The following is a 19,235-nucleotide window of genomic DNA, read 5'->3' on the forward strand; positions in this document are numbered from 1 at the left end:
GCGCCCGAACCTGCTGCAATTGCGACAATTTCGCGCTTGCCAGCCGGGGAATCCGGCCCTAATTTCCGCCTCGCCTGCCGGGTGCTGACCTGCCGGGCACCAACATTCGTCTCGTGTCACTGATGTCCGCCGGGTGTCGACCTGCCGGACGAGAGAAAGAAGGCTTCAGATGGCGTATAAGGTCGCTGTCGTCGGCGCCACCGGTGTGGTGGGCCGCGAAATGCTCAATATCCTTCACGAACGCAAGTTCCCCGTTTCCGAGGTCGTCGCGCTGGCCTCCCGCCGTTCGGTCGGCCGGGACGCCCATTTCGGCGACAGGAAGATCAAGGTGAAGGCGCTCGACGATTACGATTTCAAGGGCGTCGATATCGCCCTGTTCTCGGCCGGCGGCGCCACCTCGAAGGAATGGGCGCCGAAGGTTGCCGCCCAGGGCGCGGTGGTGATCGACAATTCCAGCCAGTGGCGCATGGATCCCGACGTGCCGCTGATCGTGCCGGAAGTGAATGCCGACGCGCTGGCCGGCTACACCAAGAAGGGCATCATCGCCAACCCCAACTGCTCGACCGCGCAGCTGGTCGTGGCGCTGAAGCCGCTGCATGACCGCGCGAAGATCCGGCGCGTCGTCGTCTCGACCTACCAGTCGGTGTCGGGCGCCGGCAATGACGGCGTCGTCGAGCTGGAACGCCAGACCAAGGCGATCTTCGTCAACGACCCGGTCGAGAAGCAGAAGTTCACCAAGCAGATCGCCTTCAATGTGATCCCGCACATCGACGTCTTCCTGGACGACGGCTACACCAAGGAAGAATGGAAGATGACGGCGGAGACGAAGAAGATCCTCGATCCGAAGATCAGGCTGACCGCCACCTGCGTGCGCGTGCCGGTCTTCATCGGCCATTCGGAAGCGGTGAACATCGAGTTCGAGGAGCCGCTCTCGGCCGACGAGGCGCGCGAGATTCTCGCGGAAGCGCCCGGCGTGCAGGTGCTGGATCGCCGCGAGGACGGCGGCTACATCACGCCGCTGGAATGCGCCGGCGACTACAACACCTTCGTGTCGCGCATCCGCGAGGACATCACGGTGGAGAACGGCCTCGCGATGTGGGTGGTTTCCGACAACCTGCGCAAGGGCGCGGCGCTGAACGCGGTGCAGATCGCCGAGGCCCTGGCTGCCCGCCATCTGAAGAAGCAGGCGGCCTGAACCGTCTTTCCCGCGGAAACCGGAACGGGCGCCGTCCGCGGCGTCCGTTCTGCTTTATCCGTCGCGGAGCGACGGCCTAGCGCACCCGCTCGATATCGGGCAGATAGCGCGGGCTGTGCAGTTCCTCCTGCATGGCGGCCAGACGCATCTCAGGCGAATTCCGGCTGAGCGCATCGCGCAGCAGGCCATAGGTGCCAGCCATGGCGAAATGCAGCGCCTTCTTCGGCGTGCGGCCCTTCAGCAGGCGTGCAAGGAAAAGCGAGGCGAAGACATCGCCGGCACCCTTGGGCAGAATCTCGCCGAGATCCGGCACTCCGCAGAGCCAGGCGCCATCGCCGTTGACCAGCAGCGCCTCCAGCATGCCGCGGCCGCCATCGCGCCGCTTCAATGTCGTGGCGATCACCGTGCCGGGACCGGCCGCCCGCAGCCCGTCGCAGGCTGCCAGCGCCGAGGGCAGGTCGTCGACCTTCCTGCCGGTGAGGAATTCCAGCTCGAAACCGTTCGGGGTGACGATGTCCGCATGGGGCAGCAGCTGGTCGCGGATCACCGGCGGCAGGGCGGCATCGACATAGAGGCCGCAGTCGTTGTCGCCCATCACCGGGTCGCAGAGAAAGATGGCGCCCGGGTTGGCGGCCTTCACCGCCAGCGCGGCACGGGCGGCGGCTTCCGCAGTGCGCGGACTGCCCAGCCAGCCGAGCAGCACGGCATCGATCTGCCGCCATTCCGGACGCGTCTGCAGCGCCATCATCCAGGCATCCATCTCGCCGGGCTCGGTCGGCCGCATTGCCGGCGGGCCGTAGGAGGGATTGAAGGCCAGGACGGCGGTCGGCACGGCCCAGGTCTCGACACCCTGCCGCTGCAGGGCGAAGACGCCGGCATTGTTGCCGACATGGCCGTAAATCACCTGGCTCTGGATACTCAGCGCGCGCATGGAACCCCCAATTGGTCGAAGCCCGGCTCGCCGCCGGCACCCGCCGCGGCGGAAAGCTTGCCACTTCATGGTCCCCGCTTATAGTGGCGCCCCACCATAATATTGCATCGCAACATTCAGGGAGGTTGATGCATGCCTGCCACTGCCCGTCCCCGCCGCAGCGTCCTCTACATGCCGGGGTCCAATGCCCGGGCGCTGGAGAAGGCGAAGACCCTCCCCGCGGATGCGCTGATCCTCGACCTCGAGGACGCGGTCGCGCCCGACATGAAGGCCGCGGCGCGTGACCAGGTCTGCCAGGCGGTGAAGAGCGGCGGCTACGGCCAGCGCGAACTGATCATCCGCACCAACGGACTGGACACGCCCTGGGGCCAGGATGACCTCACCGCGGCGGCCAAAAGCGGTGCCCATGCCGTCCTGCTGCCCAAGGTGGAGAGCGCCGCCCAGGTCAGCCGGGCCGAGGCGCTGCTGACCGCCAATGGCGCGCCCGAGGACATGGCGATCTGGTGCATGATGGAGACGCCCAAGGGCATCCTGCATGCCGAGGCGATCGCCGCCTCCTCCGCACGGCTCGGCGCGCTGGTGATGGGCACCTCGGACCTGGTGAAGGACCTGAACGCGCAGCATACGCCGATGCGCCTGCCGGTGATCACCGCGCTCGGCCTCTGCCTGCTGGCGGCACGCGCCTACAATCTCGCGATCCTCGACGGCGTCTATCTCGATCTCGACGACGATGCGGGATTCGAGGCGAGCTGCCGCCAGGGCCTGGAGCTCGGCTTCGACGGCAAGACCCTGATCCATCCCAAGACCATCGAGACGGCCAACCGCGTCTTCGCGCCGACCCCGGAACAGGTGGCCCATGCGCAGAAGATCATCGCGGCCTTCGAGGCGGCGATGAAGGAAGGCAAGGCCGTGGTGCTGGTGGACGGCAAGCTGGTCGAGAACCTGCATGTCGAGCAGGCGAAGCGGCTGGCCGCGCTGGCCGCGCAGATCGAGAAGCTGCAGGCCTGACATGTCGAAGACCAATCCCGGCAACTATTTCGAGGATTTCCGCCTCGACCAGGAACTGCGCCACCCGACGCCGCGCACGGTGACCCAGGGCGATGTCGCGCTCTATACGGCGCTTTACGGCCCGCGCTTTGCCGTGCAGTCGGCCGACAGCTTCGCGAAAGCCATCGGCCTGAAATCCGCCCCGGTGGACGACCTGCTCGCCTTCCATGTCGTGTTCGGCAAGACCGTCCCGGACGTGTCGCTGAATGCCGTCGCCAATCTCGGCTATGCGCAATGCCGCTTCCTGGCGCCGGTCTTTGCCGGCGACACCCTGCATACGGTGTCGCGCGTCATCGGCCTGAAGGAGAACTCGAACAGGAAGACCGGCGTCGTTTACGTGCGCAGCATCGGCTATCGCGGCGAGCAGCCGGTGCTGGACTACGTGCGCTGGGTGATGGTGCGCAAGCGCGACGAATCCGCGGTGACCGGCGAAGAGCAGGTGCCGAAGCTCGGCGAGCGCGTTGCGCCGGAAGAGCTTTGCATTCCCGCCGGACTGGATTGCAGCCGCTACGACTGGCAGCTGGCCGGCTCGCCCCATGCCTGGGAGGACTACCAGCCGGGCGAGAAGATCGACCATGTCGACGGCATGACGATCGAAGAAGCCGAGCACATGCTGGCCACCCGGCTGTACCAGAACACCGCGAAGGTGCATTTCGACCAGTTCCGCCAGGGACAGGAGAAGCTGGGCCGCCGCCTGATCTATGGCGGCCATGTTATCAGCCTGGCGCGGGCGCTCAGCTTCAACGGCCTTGCCAATGCCTGCTTCGTCGCCGCCATCAACGGCGGCCGGCATGTCAATCCGACGCTGGCCGGGCACACCATCTATGCCTGGTCGGAAGTGCTGGAAAAGGCCGAACTGGCGGGCCGCAGGGATCTCGGCGCGCTGCGCCTGCGGACCCTGGCGCTGAAGGACCAGCCGGCGGCCGGCTTCCCCGATCGGGACGAGGCCGGCAAATACCCTGACAGCGTGGTCCTGGACCTCGATTACTGGGTTCTGATGCCTCGCCGGGCCTGATTGCCTAAATTTTAGGCAATTTCTGAATTGGGCGGCTGGCGCGGGATCGCGTCGGGCCGAGACCACCCGAATCGGCGCTCACCTCCAGGCTCATGGCCGAGGCTGCGTCTCCCCGTGTGCCCTTCCACCGTTCGCCGGCGCGCGCTGAGAGCGGCCGTCCCGCCCAGCGATTCGCCGCGCGTCTTTCGCTGCGTCCGAATGCACGATCCGCACCTCAATAAGAGCATCAGTGCGGAAGAATTCCAAACAGCGGGGCGATCTCGCGGTGAATGGAGAGTAGAGAGCAACTGCGAGACAGTCGCGGGTTTCGTCTCAGACAGTCTGCGACAGCGATACGCCTTGCCGCCGACGTACTTAACTGGCTAAAAACTAAGACAGGCCAAACATTGACTAAGCGGTCGCCGGGACTAGTATCGGCCCGCTTTCGGGGCGCCGTTCAGGAAAAGTATTCCGCTGATCCGCCGGCGCGCCGTCCCCACCTGAAGGCGCACAATGGCGAACGTCGAACGACCGCTCTCCCCCCACCTGCAGATTTACCGCTGGCCGATCACCATGGTGCTGTCGATCCTGCACCGGGTCACCGGCGTCGGCCTTGGACTCGGCACCCTGCTGCTGACCTGGTGGCTGGCCGCCGCGGCCGCCGGCCCCGAGCATTACGCGACCGCGCAGGCCGTGCTCGGTTCCTGGTTCGGCCGCCTCGTGCTGTTCGGCTTCACCTGGGCGCTGTTCCTGCATCTGTGCAACGGCATCCGCCATCTCTTCTGGGACATGGGCTACGGCTACGAGATCAAGACGGCCGACCGCACCGCCTGGATCGCGCTGGCCGCCTCGCTGGTGCTGACCATCCTGGCCTTCGCGCTGGCCTATTTCTGGTACTGAGGAGCGCGCCATGGCGAAACCGCACAAGACGATGAACACGCCGCTCAAGCGCGTCCGCGGCCTCGGCTCCGCCAGGGGCGGCACGCATCATTTCTGGATCCAGCGCGTCACCGCCGTGGCGCTGATTCCGCTCAGCCTGCTGCTGATGTGCACCGTGATCCGCCTCGCCGGCGCCGATCACGCCACCGTCAAGGCCGCGTTCGGCAATCCCCTTGTCGCCCTGCTGGCGCTGCTCACCATCCTGGCCGCCTTCTGGCATTTCAAACTGGGCAGCCAGGTGATCGTCGAGGATTACGTTCACGCCGAAGGCGCCAAGCTGGCCACCCTGCTCGCCATCACCTTCGCGATCTTCGTGGTGGGCGGCATTGCCGCCATCGCCGTGCTTAAACTGTTTTTCGGAGCCTAAGCCCATGCCTGCCAGCTACCAGGTGCATGAACACGTCTATGACGTTGTCGTTGTGGGCGCCGGCGGCGCCGGCCTGCGCGCCACCATGGGCCTCGCCGCGGCCGGCCTGAAGACCGCCTGCATCTCCAAGGTCTTCCCGACCCGCAGCCACACCGTTGCGGCCCAGGGCGGCATCTCGGCCGCGCTCGGCAATATGGGCGAGGATGACTGGCGCTGGCACATGTACGACACCGTCAAGGGGTCGGACTGGCTCGGCGATCAGGATGCGATCGAATACATGTGCCGTGAGGCCGTGCCCGCCGTCATCGAGCTCGAGCATTTCGGCGTGCCCTTCAGCCGCACCGAGGAAGGCAAGATCTACCAGCGCGCCTTCGGCGGCATGACCAAGAATTTCGGTGAGAGCCCGGCGCAGCGCACCTGCGCCGCCGCAGACCGTACCGGCCATGCGATGCTGCACACGCTGTACCAGCACTCGCTGAAATACGACACCGAGTTCTTCATCGAGTATTTCGCCCTCGACCTGATCATGGACGAGGACGGCGCCTGCCGCGGCGTGATGGCCTGGAACCTGGCCGACGGCACGATCCACCGCTTCCGCGCCCATATGGTGGTGCTGGCGACCGGCGGTTACGGCCGCGCCTATTTCTCCTGCACCTCCGCCCATACCTGCACGGGCGACGGCGGCGGCATGGTGCTGCGCGCCGGCCTGCCGCTGCAGGACATGGAATTCGTGCAGTTCCATCCGACCGGCATCTACGGCGCCGGCTGCCTGATCACCGAGGGTGCCCGCGGCGAGGGCGGCTATCTGGTCAATGCGGAAGGGGAGCGCTTCATGGAGCGCTATGCGCCTTCGGCCAAGGATCTCGCCTCGCGCGACGTGGTCAGCCGCGCCATGACGATGGAGATCCGCGAAGGCCGCGGCGTCGGCAAGAACAAGGACCACATCTTCCTGCACCTGGATCATCTCGATCCGAAGATCCTGCATGAGCGCCTGCCGGGCATCTCGGAAAGCGCCAAGATTTTCGCCGGCGTCGACGTGACCAAGCAGCCGATCCCCGTGCTGCCGACCGTGCACTACAACATGGGCGGCATCCCGACGAACTATCACGGCGAGGTCGTCACCCTGAAGGACGGCAACCCGGATACGGTGGTGCCCGGCCTGATGGCGGTGGGCGAGGCCGCCTGCGTTTCGGTGCATGGCGCCAACCGCCTCGGTTCGAACTCGCTGATCGACCTGGTCGTGTTCGGCCGCGCCGCGGCGATCCGCGCCGCGCAGATCGTCGAGAAGGGCGCCAAGCATCGCGACATGAAGAATGCCGGCGAGGAGGCGATCGCCCGCCTCGACCGCTTCCGCCATGCCAAGGGCGCGGTGCCGACGGCCAAGATCCGCGACCGGATGCAGCGGACCATGCAGAACAACTGCGCGGTCTACCGTACCGGCGACGTGCTGAAGGAAGGTGTGCAGCTCATCGACGAGGTGTACCGCCTGATGCCGGACATCGCAGTGAGCGACCGCACGCTGGTCTGGAACACCGACCTGGTCGAGACCCTGGAGCTCGACAACCTGATCCGCCAGGCCGTGGTCACCATGCATTCGGCCGAGAACCGCAAGGAAAGCCGCGGCGCCCATGCCCGCGAGGACTACGCCGAGCGCGACGACGCCAACTGGATGAAGCACACGCTCTCCTGGCTCGGCGACAAGGGCGACGTCGCCATCGATTACCGCCCGGTGCACACCTACACGCTTACCAATGAGGTCTCGTATATCGAGCCCAAGAAGCGCGTTTACTGAAGGATCGCGAGACGATGGTCGCTTTCACGCTGCCGAAGAATTCGAAGATCACCGAGGGCAAGACCTACAAGCTGCCCGCGGCCAAGCCGGGTGAAGAGCGCAAGGTGCGCACTTTCCGCATCTATCGCTGGAACCAGGAAGACGGCCAGAACCCGCGCATCGATTCCTACGAGATCGATATGAACGATTGCGGCCCGATGGTTCTGGACGCGCTGATCAAGATCAAGAACGAGATCGACCCGTCGCTGTCCTTCCGTCGCTCCTGTCGCGAGGGCATCTGCGGCTCCTGCGCCATGAACATCGACGGCGGCAACACGCTGGCCTGCACCAAGGCCTGCGACGACATCGACGGCGATGTGAAGATCTATCCGCTGCCGCACATGCCGGTGGTGCGCGATCTCATTCCCGACCTCACCAATTTCTATGCCCAGTATGCGTCCATCGAGCCCTGGATGAAGACCCAGAGCCCGGCGCCGACGCGCGAGCGCAAGCAGTCCCCGGAGGAACGCGCCAAGCTGGACGGCCTGTATGAGTGCATCCTGTGCGCGTGCTGCTCGACGTCCTGCCCGAGCTACTGGTGGAACTCCGATCGCTATCTCGGTCCGGCCATCCTGCTGCAGGCCTATCGCTGGATCGCGGACAGCCGCGACGAGATGACCGGCGAGCGACTCGACAATCTGGAAGATCCGTTCCGCCTGTATCGCTGCCATACCATCATGAATTGTGCGCAGACCTGCCCCAAAGGCCTGAACCCGGCCAAGGCAATCGGCGAAATCAAGAAACTGATGGTAGAACGGCAGGGCTGACCCCGGTAAACTGCGGCTTCCGAGTCCCGGTTCTTTCTTCATTGCATACAGGCCGCACAGCGTATGGGCGACTTCTCCCGCGGAGCACCCGCGCATCTGACCAAAGTCACGGCAGAAAAGCTGCGTGAGGTGCTGCGTGAACATGAAGCGCATCTTGCCGGTCGCTCCGACGCCGCCCCGGCCTCGCTTGCCTATGCCGACCTGTCCGATGCCGACCTGGCCGGCGCCAACCTGACTCTTGCCGACCTCACCGGTGCCCGGCTGCATCGTGCGCGACTGGATGGCGCACGGCTCTCGATGTCGAAATGCGGTGGCTCGGATTTCCGCAACGCCACGCTCGACGGCGCCGACCTGCGCTGGGCCGACCTGCGCGGCGCCTGCCTGCGCGCCGCCGGCCTGAACGACGCCAATCTTTCGGAATCGAACGGCGGCGAGGCGCTTGCACCGGTTTATGACGCGGACGGTCAGGCGGCGAGCAGCGGCCCGACCCGGCGCGCCATCGACCTCTCCGGCGCCTCGGCACAGCGTGCCGACCTGTCCGGCGCCCAGATGCCGAAGGCGTTCGCGCTGCATGTCGATTTCGCCGACGCCAATCTGGGCGACAGCAATCTCAACGGCGCCGACCTGCGCAAGGCGCAGATGACCTCGGCCCGGCTGGAGGGCGCCGACCTGAAGGGTTCGGATTTCTCCGGCGCCAACCTTGCCGGCGCCAGCCTGCTCGGCGCCAAGCTGACCGGCGCGAATTTCGCCGGCGCCGATCTGCGCGGCGCCATCGTCGATCCGGGTACACGCACGATGCCGGAGCTTGCCGGGGCCATTTTCGCCGCTGCCTCGCGCCATGCGCCGGAAGACCTCGCCAAGGTGCTGCGCCTGCACGAGATGTGGGTCCATTCGGAAGGCCGGCAGGGCCAGCGCGCCGACCTGAGCGATTTCGATTTCAGCGGCCGGGATCTGCAGGGTATCAACCTGATGGGCGCCCTGCTGGAGCGCGCCTGCTTTGCCGATGCCAATCTGGTCAATGCCAATCTGGCGCTGGCGCGGCTGAACTTCGCCGACCTGCGCGGCGCGGTCCTGACCAGGGCCAATCTGCGCGGCGCCAGTCTCGCCCGCGCGATTCTCGATGGCGCCGATCTCAGCCACGCCAATCTGGCCGCGATCAAGGACGACGGCACCAATACGCGGGCGGCCCGCACCAATCTGGGCGCGGCAAAGCTCAAGAAGGCCCTGCTGGTCATGACCAATCTGAGCGGCGCCAGCCTGATCGCCGCCGATCTGCGCGACGCCGATCTGCGCCAGGCGGACCTGAGCGGCGCCGACCTGACCGACGGTCGCTTCGAGGGCGCCAACCTCCTCGGCGCACAGCTCACCAACGCTCGCCTGGACCGCGCCCGCGATCTGCTGCTGCCGAACTGAACCCTGGCTCAGGCCAGCGCTGCCGCGCGGCCGGCAGGCACGGCGCTTCCGGCGGGCAGCAATCCCAGTTTCTGCATTCTGGCGCGATCCTGTTTGATGAAACGCAGGCCGATATCGGTCCGGTAGCGCAGATTCGGGATCGCCACCTTGGACGCCAGCCGATAGGCGTTGTCGCGCGCCCGCTGCACGGTGTCGCCGCGGCCCGTCGCCACCATCACATAGCCGATACCGCCACTGGTGACGAGCTGACCGTCCTGCAGCATCACCTCGTCGAGATGCAGGTGTCGCTGCTCCTCCGGCTGCACGCGGGTCCGGAAGAAGACCGGCAGGCCGCGTGAGAGCTCCGGCCTGTCCTGCTGGTGCGGGAAGGGCGGCACGGTCAGCACGATGCCGACCGCATAGCCGGGCGCCGTGCGGAAATCCAGGCGCGTGCGGTGGATCATACGATGGAACAGATCGTCCCAGCCCTCGATATGCAGGGCCGATAGAATAGCGTATCCCGGATAGCCGAAGCGGCATGTGAATTCGAGCGGCCAGATGCCCTCCTCGTTCACGATCGTGTTGAGGTTGATGTACCCGACATAGCCATGGGCACGGAGATCCGGCGCCATCCGCCCCAGGGTCGCCTCGAACAGCGGCCCGGCATCGCGGTAGGTCACCAGCGTACCCATCTCGCCGGTCAGCTCGCCCAGATCCCCCGGAAAGAAGCGCTTGTGCTCCCAGTCGAGGCAGACCGGCTCCATGAAGCACTCGCCGTTGAAATAGGCTCCGACCCCCACTTCCACGCCGCTGAGATGCTGCATGAGGATGAAGCTGGGCCGGTGCGGTCCGCGCCAGGTTCGCTGCATCTGGCGCAGCAGGGCCGCGATGTCGCGACCATCCTCCATTTCGCCGACATAGTTCAGGCTGGAAGAGTGCAGTCCGCCATTGAGCTTGAAGACGTAGCGCCCCGGCTGCTGCCCGACAAAGGCGGCGGCGGCAGCGAAGTCGTCGAACTCACGGGAAGCAGCAATCTGCATGCCGGCATCGCGCATCGCCGTCTGGCCGAACAGGCGGTCATTCTCGAGCCGGTCGCCATAGGCGCAGCCGCCGATCACGTTGTAACCCTCGCGGCGCAGCTCATCCTGCAGAGCACCCGCATGGGCGGTCTCGAAAAGCAGGATGCCGTCCCCTCCGGCTTCGCGGATCCAAGGAAGCATCGCCCGCCAGTCATCGATCCGCTCGACGAGATTCCCGAGCACGTCATGGCAGGCGGCATTTCCGACAAAGACCTTCACTTCGTGACCGGCCGCCATCAGCTGGCGGTACAGATCACCGAGGCTGTTGTCGTCACCGATGCCGAGAAACCGCATGTCCTGCCTGCGCCGGACGGCGCCCCTTCGCATGGAGGAACAATGTCGCCCTGCAACTGTTCCGGCGAGGATGGCAAACGCCGGAGAGCAGGCAGCATTGGTGGAGCTGGGACGGGCCTTGCTGGCCCGTGACTACCATTTCATCACGCCGACCCCGGAAACCCATCGACGGGTCAATGCGCGCTCCGAAAACCAGATGGCGCAGGACCTGCCGGGCGTGTTCGGATGGAGCCGGCCCTTCACGCCGGACCTGCTGCCGGATGCACTTCTCGATCTGATGGAGCGCGGCAACATCCTGTACCGGGACGGCAATCGCCTGCGCAGCCTGGCGCGCTTCTCGTCGCTCGACGGACAGCTCTTCATCCATTCTTCGTATCCGACCGTGGAGAACGACGCCGTCTTCTTCGGTCCCGACACTTATCGTTTCGCCCGGCTGCTGCGCAGCCTGCCCCGGCCGGAGAAAGCCGGCCTCCGCGTCGTCGATATCGGAGCAGGCAGCGGGGCGGGCGGACTGGCCATCGCCGCCCGCTGGGGCGGCGAGATCGAGCTGGTTCTTGGCGATATCAACGAGAAGGCGCTGCACTACTGCGGGGTCAATGCCCGGCTGAACGGCGTGACGGGGGCCACGACCTGCTGCAGCGATATTCTTTCCGGCGTCGAGGGCAGCGCCGACCTCATCATCAGCAACCCGCCCTATCTGGTGGATGAGGGCAGGCGCCGCTACCGCCATGGCGGTGGCAATCTCGGCTGGGATCTATCGCTGCGGATCGTGGAGGAATCCCTGCCCCGCCTGAATCCCGGCGGCCGGCTCGTGCTCTATACCGCCAGCGCGATCGTCGCCGGCGAGGATCGCTTCCGCGCCGCCCTCGTCCCGCTGCTGCGCGCCTTCCGGGGAAGCTGGCACTACGAGGAGATCGATCCCGATGTCTTCGGCGAAGAACTGGACACGACACCCTACCGCAATGCCGATCGTATCGCCGTGGTGGCGCTGATCGCTACCGCAGAGGAAGAAGCTGCATGACCCTCCAGCCTGAACCCGTCGCCCATCCCGACTTCGAACGGCAGCAGCATGCCTTGGCGACATTCAACCATGGCCGGCTCGCGCCGAAGCTCAGCGATGCGGCTGACCGGATGTCGCCGGCCGACGAGGCGGTCTGGCGGCAATGCGAGATCGACTTCGTCGAGGCGGCGCGCGCCGGAATTGCGCCGCTGCTGGTACGCCTGCCCGCAGATGCCGATGCCTTCATCCGATGGTACGAGGCCCTGAAGGACACCGGCCCCGGACAGGGAGACGCCCTGTTTCCCTGGCTCGCGGAATCCGCAACGGCCGGGCAGATGCGCTGGTTCATGCAGCAGGAAGTCGCCGGTGAAGCCGGCTTCGACGACCTCGTGGCGCTCACGCAGCTGAGACTGCCGGTGCGGCCGAAACTGGAGATGGCGCGCAACTACTGGGACGAGATGGGCCGCGGCAACGAGAAGGGCATGCATGGCCCGATGCTGGAACGCCTCGCCGCGCACATGAATGTCGCCGCCGAAACCGGCGAGATCGTTCCCGAGGCCCTTGCGCTCGGCAACATGATGATGGCGCTGGCGACCAACCGGCACTATGCCTATCAGGCGATCGGCGCACTCGGCGTGATCGAACTGACGGCGCCGACGCGCGCGGTCTATGTGAACGCCGGCATGAAGCGGCTCGGCGTACCGGCCAGGGCGCGCCATTACTTCGCCCTGCATGCCGTTCTGGACGTGCAGCACTCGGCCAGCTGGAACCGCGAGATCCTGCGCCCGCTTGTGGCGGAAGATCCGCGACGCGCCCGGCCGATCGCGGAAGGGGCCCTGCTGAGGCTGGTCTGCGGCGCCCGCTGCTTCGAGCGGTATCGCCGGCATTTCGGCCTGACAGATCAGGCTGCGCTGTCCGCCTGATGCGGCAGGCTGCGGTAATCCTCGCTCTGCATCTCCATCAGCCGTGAGACGCAGCGCTGGAACTCGAAGGCACCGTCGCCCTCGGGATAGATCTGCTCCGGCATGGCCTCCGCCGTGGCGACCAGCTTCGCCTTGGCTTCATAGAGCGCATCGATCAGGGTGACGAACCGCTTCGCTTCGTTGCGCTTGGCCGGACTGAGCAGCGGAATGCCGTCGATCATCACGGTATGGAAGCGGCCCGCAATGGCGAGGAAATCGGCCGGGCCGAGCGGCTGCTCGCAGAGATCGGCAAAGGAAAACCGTGCCACCCCCCGCGCCTGGCGGGGAATCGGAAGCTTGCGCCCGAGCAGCTCGATCTCCGCCGGCGCGCCCTCCGCCTCATCCGTCAGCAGGGCCCAGGCGCGATCCAGCGCGCGCGTTGCCTCATCCCCGGGCGGCGCGAACCAGACCGGCGACCGGCTCAGGCGCTGCAGCCGGTAATCCTTCGCCGCCGCGAGATGCAGCAGGTCGAGCTTGTCCTTGAACAGGGCAATGAAGGGCAGGAAAAGCTGGCGGTTCAGGCCGTTCTTGTAGAGCTCGTCGGGATGGCGGTTGGAGGTAGCAACGATCACCACGCCGCGGTCGAACAGCTTCTCGAACAGACGGCCGAGAATCATGGCATCAGCCACGTCGGTGACCTGCAGCTCGTCAAAGCAGAGCAGCCAGGCGGCCTGGGCGATCTTCTTCGCCGTGGGGCGGATCGGATCGTCGCCGCCCTTCTTCCGCTCGGGCGAATCCTCGGGCAGCTGGCGGTAGCGGAAGATTTCCGCATGCACTTCCTGCATGAAGGCGTGGAAATGCACCCGGCGCTTCTTCTCCACCGGCGCGGCGGCGAAGAACAGGTCCATCAGCATGGACTTGCCGCGGCCGACATCGCCGTAGATGTAGAGGCCCTGCGGCGTCGGCTCGCGCTTGCGCCCGAAGCTGAGCTTCTGCAGCCAGCTGTCCTCGCCGCCTGGCGTGTAGTGCTTCAAACGCCGGCTGAGCAGCTCCAGCTTCTCGGCCGCGAGCTCCTGGGCCGGATCGCCGGACAATTCGCCGCTGCGGATCTTGCCGCGGTAGGTTTCAAGCAGACTCATGGGATCACAAAAGCAGCGGGCGGCAGGGATGCCTGCCGCCCGTGATGTTTCCGGATAACCGGCGTCACTTCATCGTCGGAATGTTGAACTCGGCGCCGGCGCGGATGCCGGTCGGCCAGCGGGCGGTGACGGTCTTGATCTTGGTGAAGAACCGCACGCCTTCCGGACCATGCTGGTTGGTGTCGCCGAAGGCCGACTTCTTCCAGCCGCCGAAGGTGTGGAAGGCCAGCGGCACCGGGATCGGCACGTTGATGCCGACCATGCCGACCTGCACCCTGGCGGCAAAGTCGCGCGCCGCGTCGCCGTCGCGGGTGAAGATCGCCACGCCGTTGCCGAATTCATGCTCGGTCGGCAGGCGGGCAGCCTCCTCGAAGCTCTCCGTACGCACGACGCTGAGCACCGGGCCGAAGATCTCTTCCCTGTAGATCCGCATCGACGGCTTCACGTCGTCGAACAGGCAGCCGCCCATGAAATAGCCGTTCTCGTAGCCCTGCAGTTTCAGATTGCGGCCATCGACCACCAGCCTGGCGCCTTCCTGCACGCCGAGATCGACATAGCCCTTCACCTTGGCGAGATGTTCCCTGGTCACCAGCGGACCCATCTCGCTGTCCTTGTCGGTGCTGGGGCCGACCTTCAGCGCGCGCACCCGCGGCGCCAGCGCCTCGACCAGCTTGTCCGCCGTGCCCTTGCCGACCGGCACGGCCACCGACACCGCCATGCAGCGCTCGCCGGCCGAGCCGTAGCCGGCGCCGATCAGCGCATCCACGGCCTGATCCATGTCGGCATCGGGCATGACGATCATGTGGTTCTTGGCGCCGCCCATGGCCTGCACGCGCTTGCCGTTGGCCGCCGCGGTTGCATAGACATACTGCGCGATCGGGGTCGAGCCGACGAAGCTGACTGCCTGGATGCGCGGATCGGTCAGCAGGGTGTCAACCGATTCCTTGTCGCCGATGACGCAGTTCAGCACGCCCGGAGGCGCGCCGGCCTCCAGCATCAGTTCGGCCAGGCGCAGCGGGCACGACGGATCCTTCTCCGACGGCTTCAGCACGAAGGTGTTGCCGCAGGCGATCGCCACCGCAAACATCCACATCGGCACCATGGCCGGGAAGTTGAACGGCGTGATGCCGGCCACCACGCCGAGCGGCTGGCGCATGGAATAGACGTCGATGCCGCGCGACACGCTGTCGGAATACTCGCCCTTCAGCAGATGCGGGATGCCGCAGGCGAATTCGACCACTTCCAGGCCGCGCTGCAGCGAACCCTTGGCGTCCGACAGCACCTTGCCGTGCTCGTTCGAGATCAGCAGCGCGATCTCGTCGGCATGCTTCTCGCAGAGCTCCTTGAACTTGAACATCACCCGGGCGCGGGCCAGCGGCGAGGTGGCCGACCATTCGGCGAAGGCGCGCTGGCTGTCGGCGATGGCGGCCTCAACCTCGGCTTTCGTCGCCAGCGGGGCCCTGGCGCCCACTTCGCCGGTGCTCGGATTGTAGACGTCGAGGAAGCGGCCCGACTGGCCCGCCACTTTCTTGCCGCCGATGAAGTGATGCAACTCTTTCGCCATGGTTCGCTCCCTAAGGCCGGCTGCGCCCCATACGCGCCAGCGTTCTACAGACCGGCAGACTCTAAAGAGCCCCCCGGGGATGGCAAGACCCGGGGGCCGCTCAGAGCCCCAGCCGGGCCGTCGCCTGCAGGGTTTCCCGGGCCTCCTGCATCACCCGCGCAACGATGGCCGCGGCGGGTTCGGCCCGCGCCAGCCGCGCCGCCTGCCCGGCCCAGAGCGACTGGTACTCGGTTCGGCCGGCTCTGGAGGCGGCCGACCGCATGCCGCGGCTCATCGCATTCGCCACCGGGAAATCCGGTATCAGGTCGTCGTGCCCGGCGAAGCGGTCGAGGAAGGCATTGCGGATACCGCGGGCATGGCGGCCCGAGAAGGCCCGGGTGAGCGCGGTCTGTTCCGCCTGCTCGCTCTGCAGCTGCGCGCGGTATCCGGCACCGAGGGCCATCTCTTCGGCCAGCAGGAAGCTGGTACCGAGCGTGACGGCGGAAGCGCCCAGGCAGAGCGCGGCGGCCACGCCGCGGCCGTCGCCGATGCCGCCGCCGGCAATCACCGGCAGTTTCACCGCCGAGACGATCTGTGGCACCAGCGCCATGGTGCCGACCAGGCTGTTCTCGACGCTGTCGAGGAACGTGCCGCGATGGCCGCCGGCCTCGGCGCCCTGGGCGGCGATGGCATCGACGCCGAGCTGCTCGAGTGCCCGCGCCTCAGCCACCGTCGTGGCCGTGCCGATGACCAGAATGTTGCGGCTCTTCAGGGCTGCGACCTGGTCGGCCCCGGGCATGCCGAAGGTGAAACTGAAAACCGGCGGGGCCTCCTCCAGCACCGCCGCGAGCTGCGCGTCGAAATCCTCCTGGTAGCTGTTCGGCAGTTCGGGCGCCGGCAGACCGAGCGCCTCATGCGCGGCGACGAGCTCCCGGCGGTAGGCGGCGACCTTGTCGGGATCGGCCTGCCATGGTGTCGGCGCGAAGAGATTCACGTGGAAGGGCCGGTCCGTGCCGGCGCGGATGGTGCGGATGGTCTCGCGGATGGTCTGCGGCGCCATATAGGCTGCGCCGATTGAGCCGAGCGCGCCGGCATTGGATACGGCAACGGTCATCGCCGGCTTGGCTGTCTCGCCGGCCATGGGCGCCAGAAACAAGGGGTGCCGGAGGCCGAGGCGGCGGACGAAGTCGTTGGGCATGGTTTTTTCTCTCCCCGAAGGTCTGCGCCCAATCTGATCCTCTCCATGCACGAGGCCAAGCTGCCCGCGCAGAAAAAACTCTTGAAGCCTGCCGATTAGAATATTATTCTAGAATTATATTCTAGACTTTCTCACATGCTCAGAACCCGCACGCCTCCCGGTGACAGGTCGAACCGCCCCCGCGCTGCCGCGGGCAGCCGCCAGCGCGCCCTCGATGCGGCACTGGCGCTGTTCGAGGCGCAGGGCGTCGCCAATACCACCATTGAGGAAGTGCGCGACCGCTCGGGAGTGTCGATCGGCAGCCTGTATCATCATTTCGGCAGTCGGGACGGTCTGGTCGCTGCCCTGTTCGACGACCTGCTGGCGGGCTACCGCGCCCATATCATGGCCGCTCTGAAGGACAGTACCGATGCCCGCGCCCTGCTGGAGGGTTTCGTCGCCGCCCATATCGGCTGGGCAGTGGCCCATCCCGCCGCGGCACGCTTCCTGAGCGAGCAGCGGCGCAATCCCGTGATCACCAGAGGCGAAGCGAAGCTGCAGCAGGGCACCGCGGAGTTTCTGCGCCCTCTCCTCGCCCGGCTCAGGCCGGCGATATCGGCCGGCACGATCCGCAGCCTGCCGCCGGAACTGCTGCTCAGCCTGGCCATCGGCCCGGTGCAGACCTGGACACGACTCTGGCTCAACGGGCAGACCGCCCTGAAGCCGGAAACCGCCGCCAGGCGCCTCGGGGAGCTCGTCTGGGCCGCCATCGCGGTGCCGTCGACCTATCCCGGGAGAAAATCATGACGGCGGCATCGGGCCGGAGCGGCATCCTGCAGCAATGGCGGCGCTTCAACGCTTTCCCCCTGGGCCGGAAGCTGTTCAACCGCCTGGTCGGCTTCACGGTGCCCTATGCGGCATCCATACAGCCCGACATCCTCGCGATAGAGCCGGGGCTGGCACGGGCGCGCATCCGCGACCGGCGTCGCGTGCGCAATCACCTGCGCTCCATCCATGCGGTTGCGCTGATCAATCTCGCCGAGATGACCGCCAACATGGCGATGATGAGCATCCAGCCGGGTAACGGTCGCTGGATCGTCACCGGACTCGATGCAGATTTCGTGAAGAAGGCGCGCGGACCGATCACGGCGGAATGCCGGGTCGCGGATCTGGACTGGTCGACGCCGCGGGATGTCGGTGGCGAGGTGACGCTGCGGGACCGGAGCGGCAATCTGGTGATGACCGCCAGACCGCGCTGGCGCATCGGGCCGACGACCAGCTGAGGCAAAGCAAAAGGCGGCGCGTTTCCACGCGCCGCCTTCGCTGAAGATACTGCTAGCGCGGCGTGCTGCCGCCGGGCGGTACCGGACGCGTCGGCGTGCCGCCGCCCGGGGTCATGCCGGGCGGATTGTTCGAACCGCCGGAGCCGCTCGCATCACCCGTGCCGGTATTCCCGGCGCCGGCGCCGCCCGTGGTGCCGGCCGCGCCGGTCCCGGGACCGCCGGTAGTCGAGCCGCTGCCGGTTCCGGCGGCGCCCGTCGTTCCGCTGGGTCCGGCGGCGCCGCTTCCGCCGACGCCGCTGCCCGTGGTGCCTGTCGTATCGGACGGGCTCGTGCCGCCTGTCGCCCCTGCGGCTCCACCGGTGCCACCCGTGGTACCGCTGCTGCCGCTTGTTCCGCTGCTGCCGCCTGATCCGCCACTGGCCTGGGCGAGCTGGTATTCACCGCCCTTGGAGGCCTGGGCATGATAGTCGCAGGCGGCAATGGCCGCCGGCGAGGCAACCAGGGCACCCAGGGCCAGGACACCTGTGGTGAGAAGGCCTGGAGTCATCTTCTTGTCTGTCATGGTGCATCTCCTTCGATGCAGCGCCGGAACGCTGCGTTGACCGACTTGCGAGACGGGTTGGGCCAAGAACGGATCGTCAGCACGGAAGTTCCGTTCTCGACCGGTTACGCCCTATTGCTTCTGCATGCTGCCGCCGCTGCGCGCTCCACCGCTCTGGCTGTCGCTGCCGCCCATCGTTCCGCTGCCTCCGGCACTGAAGACTTTGCCCTTCTGCGCGGAATCGCTGTACTGGTATTCCGGCATATTCTTCAGCTGCTCCTTGGTCATGGTGGTGGTGATTGCCTGGCCGTTGTCGGCGACCTGCAGATCGTTCCACGACAGGGCGACATCGCGGGACCCGATGCCCAGAAAACCGCCGACCGAGACGATGATGTTGCTGACCATGCCGCTGGAATCGACCTGAACCGCTTCCACCTCGCCGATGGTCTCGTTCTGGGCGTTCTTCACATCGGCGCCGAGCAGTTCCTGCGCCTGCGCCTGGTTCATCTTGCCGGCGCCGCCCATGGAACTGCCCGTGGAACTGCCGGTCATGCTGCCGCTGCCGGAGGTGCCGCCGGGTGTGGCCGTATCGCTCGCGCCGGTCTGGCCGGAGCTGCCCATGCTGCCCTGACCGGTGGCCGACCCGGCCTGAGCCAGTGCGACGGCCGGAACGGCCAGCATCAGCGCACTGAACGTGAATAGGCTTGAGGTCTTCATGGTGATCTCCTGTTTTTGTGAACACCCGCACGGCTGCCACCGTGCAGGGACCTACCTAACCTTTCGGCCAGCGCGATGTTCCGGTGACGCGTGCAAC

The 19,235-nt window shown here is 66.5% G+C and carries 19 protein-coding genes; 12 read left to right on the forward strand and 7 right to left on the reverse strand.

The genetic code is table 11. The annotated features are described in order from the left end of the window. Positions 1-169 precede the first annotated feature (169 nt). A complete protein-coding gene (locus VKZ87_RS17075; protein WP_324222477.1) occupies positions 170-1,195 on the forward strand; it encodes an aspartate-semialdehyde dehydrogenase in 1,026 nt (341 codons plus the stop codon). A gap of 76 nt (positions 1,196-1,271) precedes the next feature. Here VKZ87_RS17075 and pdxY read toward each other — a convergent pair whose 3' ends face one another. Beyond that, positions 1,272-2,126 carry a pyridoxal kinase gene (gene pdxY, locus VKZ87_RS17080; protein ID WP_324222478.1) on the reverse strand — a complete coding sequence of 285 codons (855 nt, stop codon included), beginning with the start codon at positions 2,124-2,126 and terminating at the stop codon, positions 1,272-1,274. A 132-nt stretch (positions 2,127-2,258) separates the two neighbouring features. Here pdxY and VKZ87_RS17085 point away from each other — a divergent pair, with 132 nt between their 5' ends. From VKZ87_RS17085 to VKZ87_RS17115, 7 genes are all read left to right on the forward strand, one after another. Next, positions 2,259-3,134: a CoA ester lyase gene (locus VKZ87_RS17085; RefSeq protein WP_324222479.1), complete on the forward strand. Its 876-nt coding sequence runs from the start codon at positions 2,259-2,261 to the stop codon at positions 3,132-3,134. A 1-nt stretch (position 3,135) separates the two neighbouring features. After that, positions 3,136-4,188 (forward strand): MaoC family dehydratase, encoded by a 1,053-nt coding sequence (locus tag VKZ87_RS17090; RefSeq protein WP_324222480.1) that lies wholly within the window; start codon positions 3,136-3,138, stop codon positions 4,186-4,188. A gap of 492 nt (positions 4,189-4,680) precedes the next feature. Continuing rightward, positions 4,681-5,067 (forward strand): succinate dehydrogenase, cytochrome b556 subunit, encoded by a 387-nt coding sequence (gene sdhC / locus VKZ87_RS17095; protein ID WP_324222481.1) that lies wholly within the window; start codon positions 4,681-4,683, stop codon positions 5,065-5,067. Between the two features lie 10 nt (positions 5,068-5,077). Further along, on the forward strand, positions 5,078-5,473 hold the full coding sequence (gene sdhD / locus VKZ87_RS17100) for a succinate dehydrogenase, hydrophobic membrane anchor protein (protein WP_324222482.1): 396 nt from the start codon (positions 5,078-5,080) through the stop codon (positions 5,471-5,473). Positions 5,474-5,477: 4 nt separating this feature from the next. Next, entirely contained in the window at positions 5,478-7,265 is a 1,788-nt protein-coding gene (gene sdhA, locus VKZ87_RS17105; protein WP_324222483.1) for a succinate dehydrogenase flavoprotein subunit, read from the forward strand. A gap of 14 nt (positions 7,266-7,279) precedes the next feature. Beyond that, positions 7,280-8,071 carry a succinate dehydrogenase iron-sulfur subunit gene (locus VKZ87_RS17110; protein ID WP_324222484.1) on the forward strand — a complete coding sequence of 264 codons (792 nt, stop codon included), beginning with the start codon at positions 7,280-7,282 and terminating at the stop codon, positions 8,069-8,071. Positions 8,072-8,134: 63 nt separating this feature from the next. After that, on the forward strand, positions 8,135-9,484 hold the full coding sequence (locus VKZ87_RS17115; protein ID WP_324222485.1) for a pentapeptide repeat-containing protein: 1,350 nt from the start codon (positions 8,135-8,137) through the stop codon (positions 9,482-9,484). Between the two features lie 8 nt (positions 9,485-9,492). On the opposite strand, the gene VKZ87_RS17120 is transcribed toward VKZ87_RS17115, so the two are convergent. Further along, a complete protein-coding gene (locus VKZ87_RS17120) occupies positions 9,493-10,836 on the reverse strand; it encodes a phosphoribosylglycinamide synthetase C domain-containing protein (RefSeq protein WP_324222486.1) in 1,344 nt (447 codons plus the stop codon). A 118-nt stretch (positions 10,837-10,954) separates the two neighbouring features. Here VKZ87_RS17120 and VKZ87_RS17125 point away from each other — a divergent pair, with 118 nt between their 5' ends. Then, entirely contained in the window at positions 10,955-11,857 is a 903-nt protein-coding gene (locus VKZ87_RS17125; RefSeq protein WP_324222487.1) for a methyltransferase, read from the forward strand. Beyond that, a complete protein-coding gene (locus VKZ87_RS17130) occupies positions 11,854-12,759 on the forward strand; it encodes an iron-containing redox enzyme family protein (RefSeq protein ID WP_324222488.1) in 906 nt (301 codons plus the stop codon). The genes VKZ87_RS17125 and VKZ87_RS17130 overlap by 4 nt, the downstream gene beginning before the upstream one ends. On the opposite strand, the gene zapE is transcribed toward VKZ87_RS17130, so the two are convergent. The 3 genes from zapE to VKZ87_RS17145 all read right to left on the reverse strand — a co-directional run bounded on the left by zapE (position 12,738) and on the right by VKZ87_RS17145 (position 16,618). Next, positions 12,738-13,877 (reverse strand): cell division protein ZapE, encoded by a 1,140-nt coding sequence (zapE, locus tag VKZ87_RS17135; RefSeq protein ID WP_324222489.1) that lies wholly within the window; start codon positions 13,875-13,877, stop codon positions 12,738-12,740. The genes VKZ87_RS17130 and zapE overlap by 22 nt on opposite strands. Positions 13,878-13,941: 64 nt before the next feature. Continuing rightward, complete coding sequence (locus tag VKZ87_RS17140) at positions 13,942-15,441, reverse strand: CoA-acylating methylmalonate-semialdehyde dehydrogenase (protein WP_324222490.1); 1,500 nt, start codon at positions 15,439-15,441, stop codon at positions 13,942-13,944. Between the two features lie 100 nt (positions 15,442-15,541). Further along, positions 15,542-16,618: an NAD(P)H-dependent flavin oxidoreductase gene (locus VKZ87_RS17145; RefSeq protein ID WP_324222491.1), complete on the reverse strand. Its 1,077-nt coding sequence runs from the start codon at positions 16,616-16,618 to the stop codon at positions 15,542-15,544. Between the two features lie 135 nt (positions 16,619-16,753). Here VKZ87_RS17145 and VKZ87_RS17150 point away from each other — a divergent pair, with 135 nt between their 5' ends. Continuing rightward, the gene (locus VKZ87_RS17150; protein ID WP_324222492.1) at positions 16,754-17,404 is read left to right on the forward strand and encodes a TetR/AcrR family transcriptional regulator; all 651 of its coding nucleotides are present in this window, start codon (positions 16,754-16,756) and stop codon (positions 17,402-17,404) included. Further along, on the forward strand, positions 17,401-17,880 hold the full coding sequence (locus VKZ87_RS17155; protein WP_324222493.1) for a DUF4442 domain-containing protein: 480 nt from the start codon (positions 17,401-17,403) through the stop codon (positions 17,878-17,880). The genes VKZ87_RS17150 and VKZ87_RS17155 overlap by 4 nt, the downstream gene beginning before the upstream one ends. Before the next feature lie 52 nt (positions 17,881-17,932). Here VKZ87_RS17155 and VKZ87_RS17160 read toward each other — a convergent pair whose 3' ends face one another. Both VKZ87_RS17160 and VKZ87_RS17165 read right to left on the reverse strand, forming a co-directional pair. Then, positions 17,933-18,442, reverse strand: a complete 510-nt coding sequence (locus tag VKZ87_RS17160) for a hypothetical protein (RefSeq protein WP_324222494.1) — start codon at positions 18,440-18,442, stop codon at positions 17,933-17,935. A gap of 111 nt (positions 18,443-18,553) precedes the next feature. After that, the gene (locus tag VKZ87_RS17165; protein WP_324222495.1) at positions 18,554-19,138 is read right to left on the reverse strand and encodes a PRC-barrel domain-containing protein; all 585 of its coding nucleotides are present in this window, start codon (positions 19,136-19,138) and stop codon (positions 18,554-18,556) included. Positions 19,139-19,235 lie beyond the last annotated feature (97 nt).

Source organism: Ferrovibrio sp. (assembly GCF_035304305.1).
Taxonomy (GTDB): Bacteria; Pseudomonadota; Alphaproteobacteria; order Ferrovibrionales; family Ferrovibrionaceae; genus Ferrovibrio.

Bases quoted from the DNA above. Each gene is read 5' to 3' on its own strand.
- VKZ87_RS17075 (WP_324222477.1), top strand. From the start codon at position 170: ATGGCGTATAAGGTCGCTGTCGTCGGCGCCACCGGTGTGGTGGGCCGC.
- pdxY (WP_324222478.1), bottom strand. From the start codon at position 2,126: ATGCGCGCGCTGAGTATCCAGAGCCAGGTGATTTACGGCCATGTCGGC.
- VKZ87_RS17085 (WP_324222479.1), top strand. From the start codon at position 2,259: ATGCCTGCCACTGCCCGTCCCCGCCGCAGCGTCCTCTACATGCCGGGG.
- VKZ87_RS17090 (WP_324222480.1), top strand. From the start codon at position 3,136: ATGTCGAAGACCAATCCCGGCAACTATTTCGAGGATTTCCGCCTCGAC.
- sdhC (WP_324222481.1), top strand. From the start codon at position 4,681: ATGGCGAACGTCGAACGACCGCTCTCCCCCCACCTGCAGATTTACCGC.
- sdhD (WP_324222482.1), top strand. From the start codon at position 5,078: ATGGCGAAACCGCACAAGACGATGAACACGCCGCTCAAGCGCGTCCGC.
- sdhA (WP_324222483.1), top strand. From the start codon at position 5,478: ATGCCTGCCAGCTACCAGGTGCATGAACACGTCTATGACGTTGTCGTT.
- VKZ87_RS17110 (WP_324222484.1), top strand. From the start codon at position 7,280: ATGGTCGCTTTCACGCTGCCGAAGAATTCGAAGATCACCGAGGGCAAG.
- VKZ87_RS17115 (WP_324222485.1), top strand. From the start codon at position 8,135: ATGGGCGACTTCTCCCGCGGAGCACCCGCGCATCTGACCAAAGTCACG.
- VKZ87_RS17120 (WP_324222486.1), bottom strand. From the start codon at position 10,836: ATGCGGTTTCTCGGCATCGGTGACGACAACAGCCTCGGTGATCTGTAC.
- VKZ87_RS17130 (WP_324222488.1), top strand. From the start codon at position 11,854: ATGACCCTCCAGCCTGAACCCGTCGCCCATCCCGACTTCGAACGGCAG.
- zapE (WP_324222489.1), bottom strand. From the start codon at position 13,877: ATGAGTCTGCTTGAAACCTACCGCGGCAAGATCCGCAGCGGCGAATTG.
- VKZ87_RS17140 (WP_324222490.1), bottom strand. From the start codon at position 15,441: ATGGCGAAAGAGTTGCATCACTTCATCGGCGGCAAGAAAGTGGCGGGC.
- VKZ87_RS17145 (WP_324222491.1), bottom strand. From the start codon at position 16,618: ATGCCCAACGACTTCGTCCGCCGCCTCGGCCTCCGGCACCCCTTGTTT.
- VKZ87_RS17150 (WP_324222492.1), top strand. From the start codon at position 16,754: ATGCTCAGAACCCGCACGCCTCCCGGTGACAGGTCGAACCGCCCCCGC.
- VKZ87_RS17155 (WP_324222493.1), top strand. From the start codon at position 17,401: ATGACGGCGGCATCGGGCCGGAGCGGCATCCTGCAGCAATGGCGGCGC.
- VKZ87_RS17160 (WP_324222494.1), bottom strand. From the start codon at position 18,442: ATGACAGACAAGAAGATGACTCCAGGCCTTCTCACCACAGGTGTCCTG.
- VKZ87_RS17165 (WP_324222495.1), bottom strand. From the start codon at position 19,138: ATGAAGACCTCAAGCCTATTCACGTTCAGTGCGCTGATGCTGGCCGTT.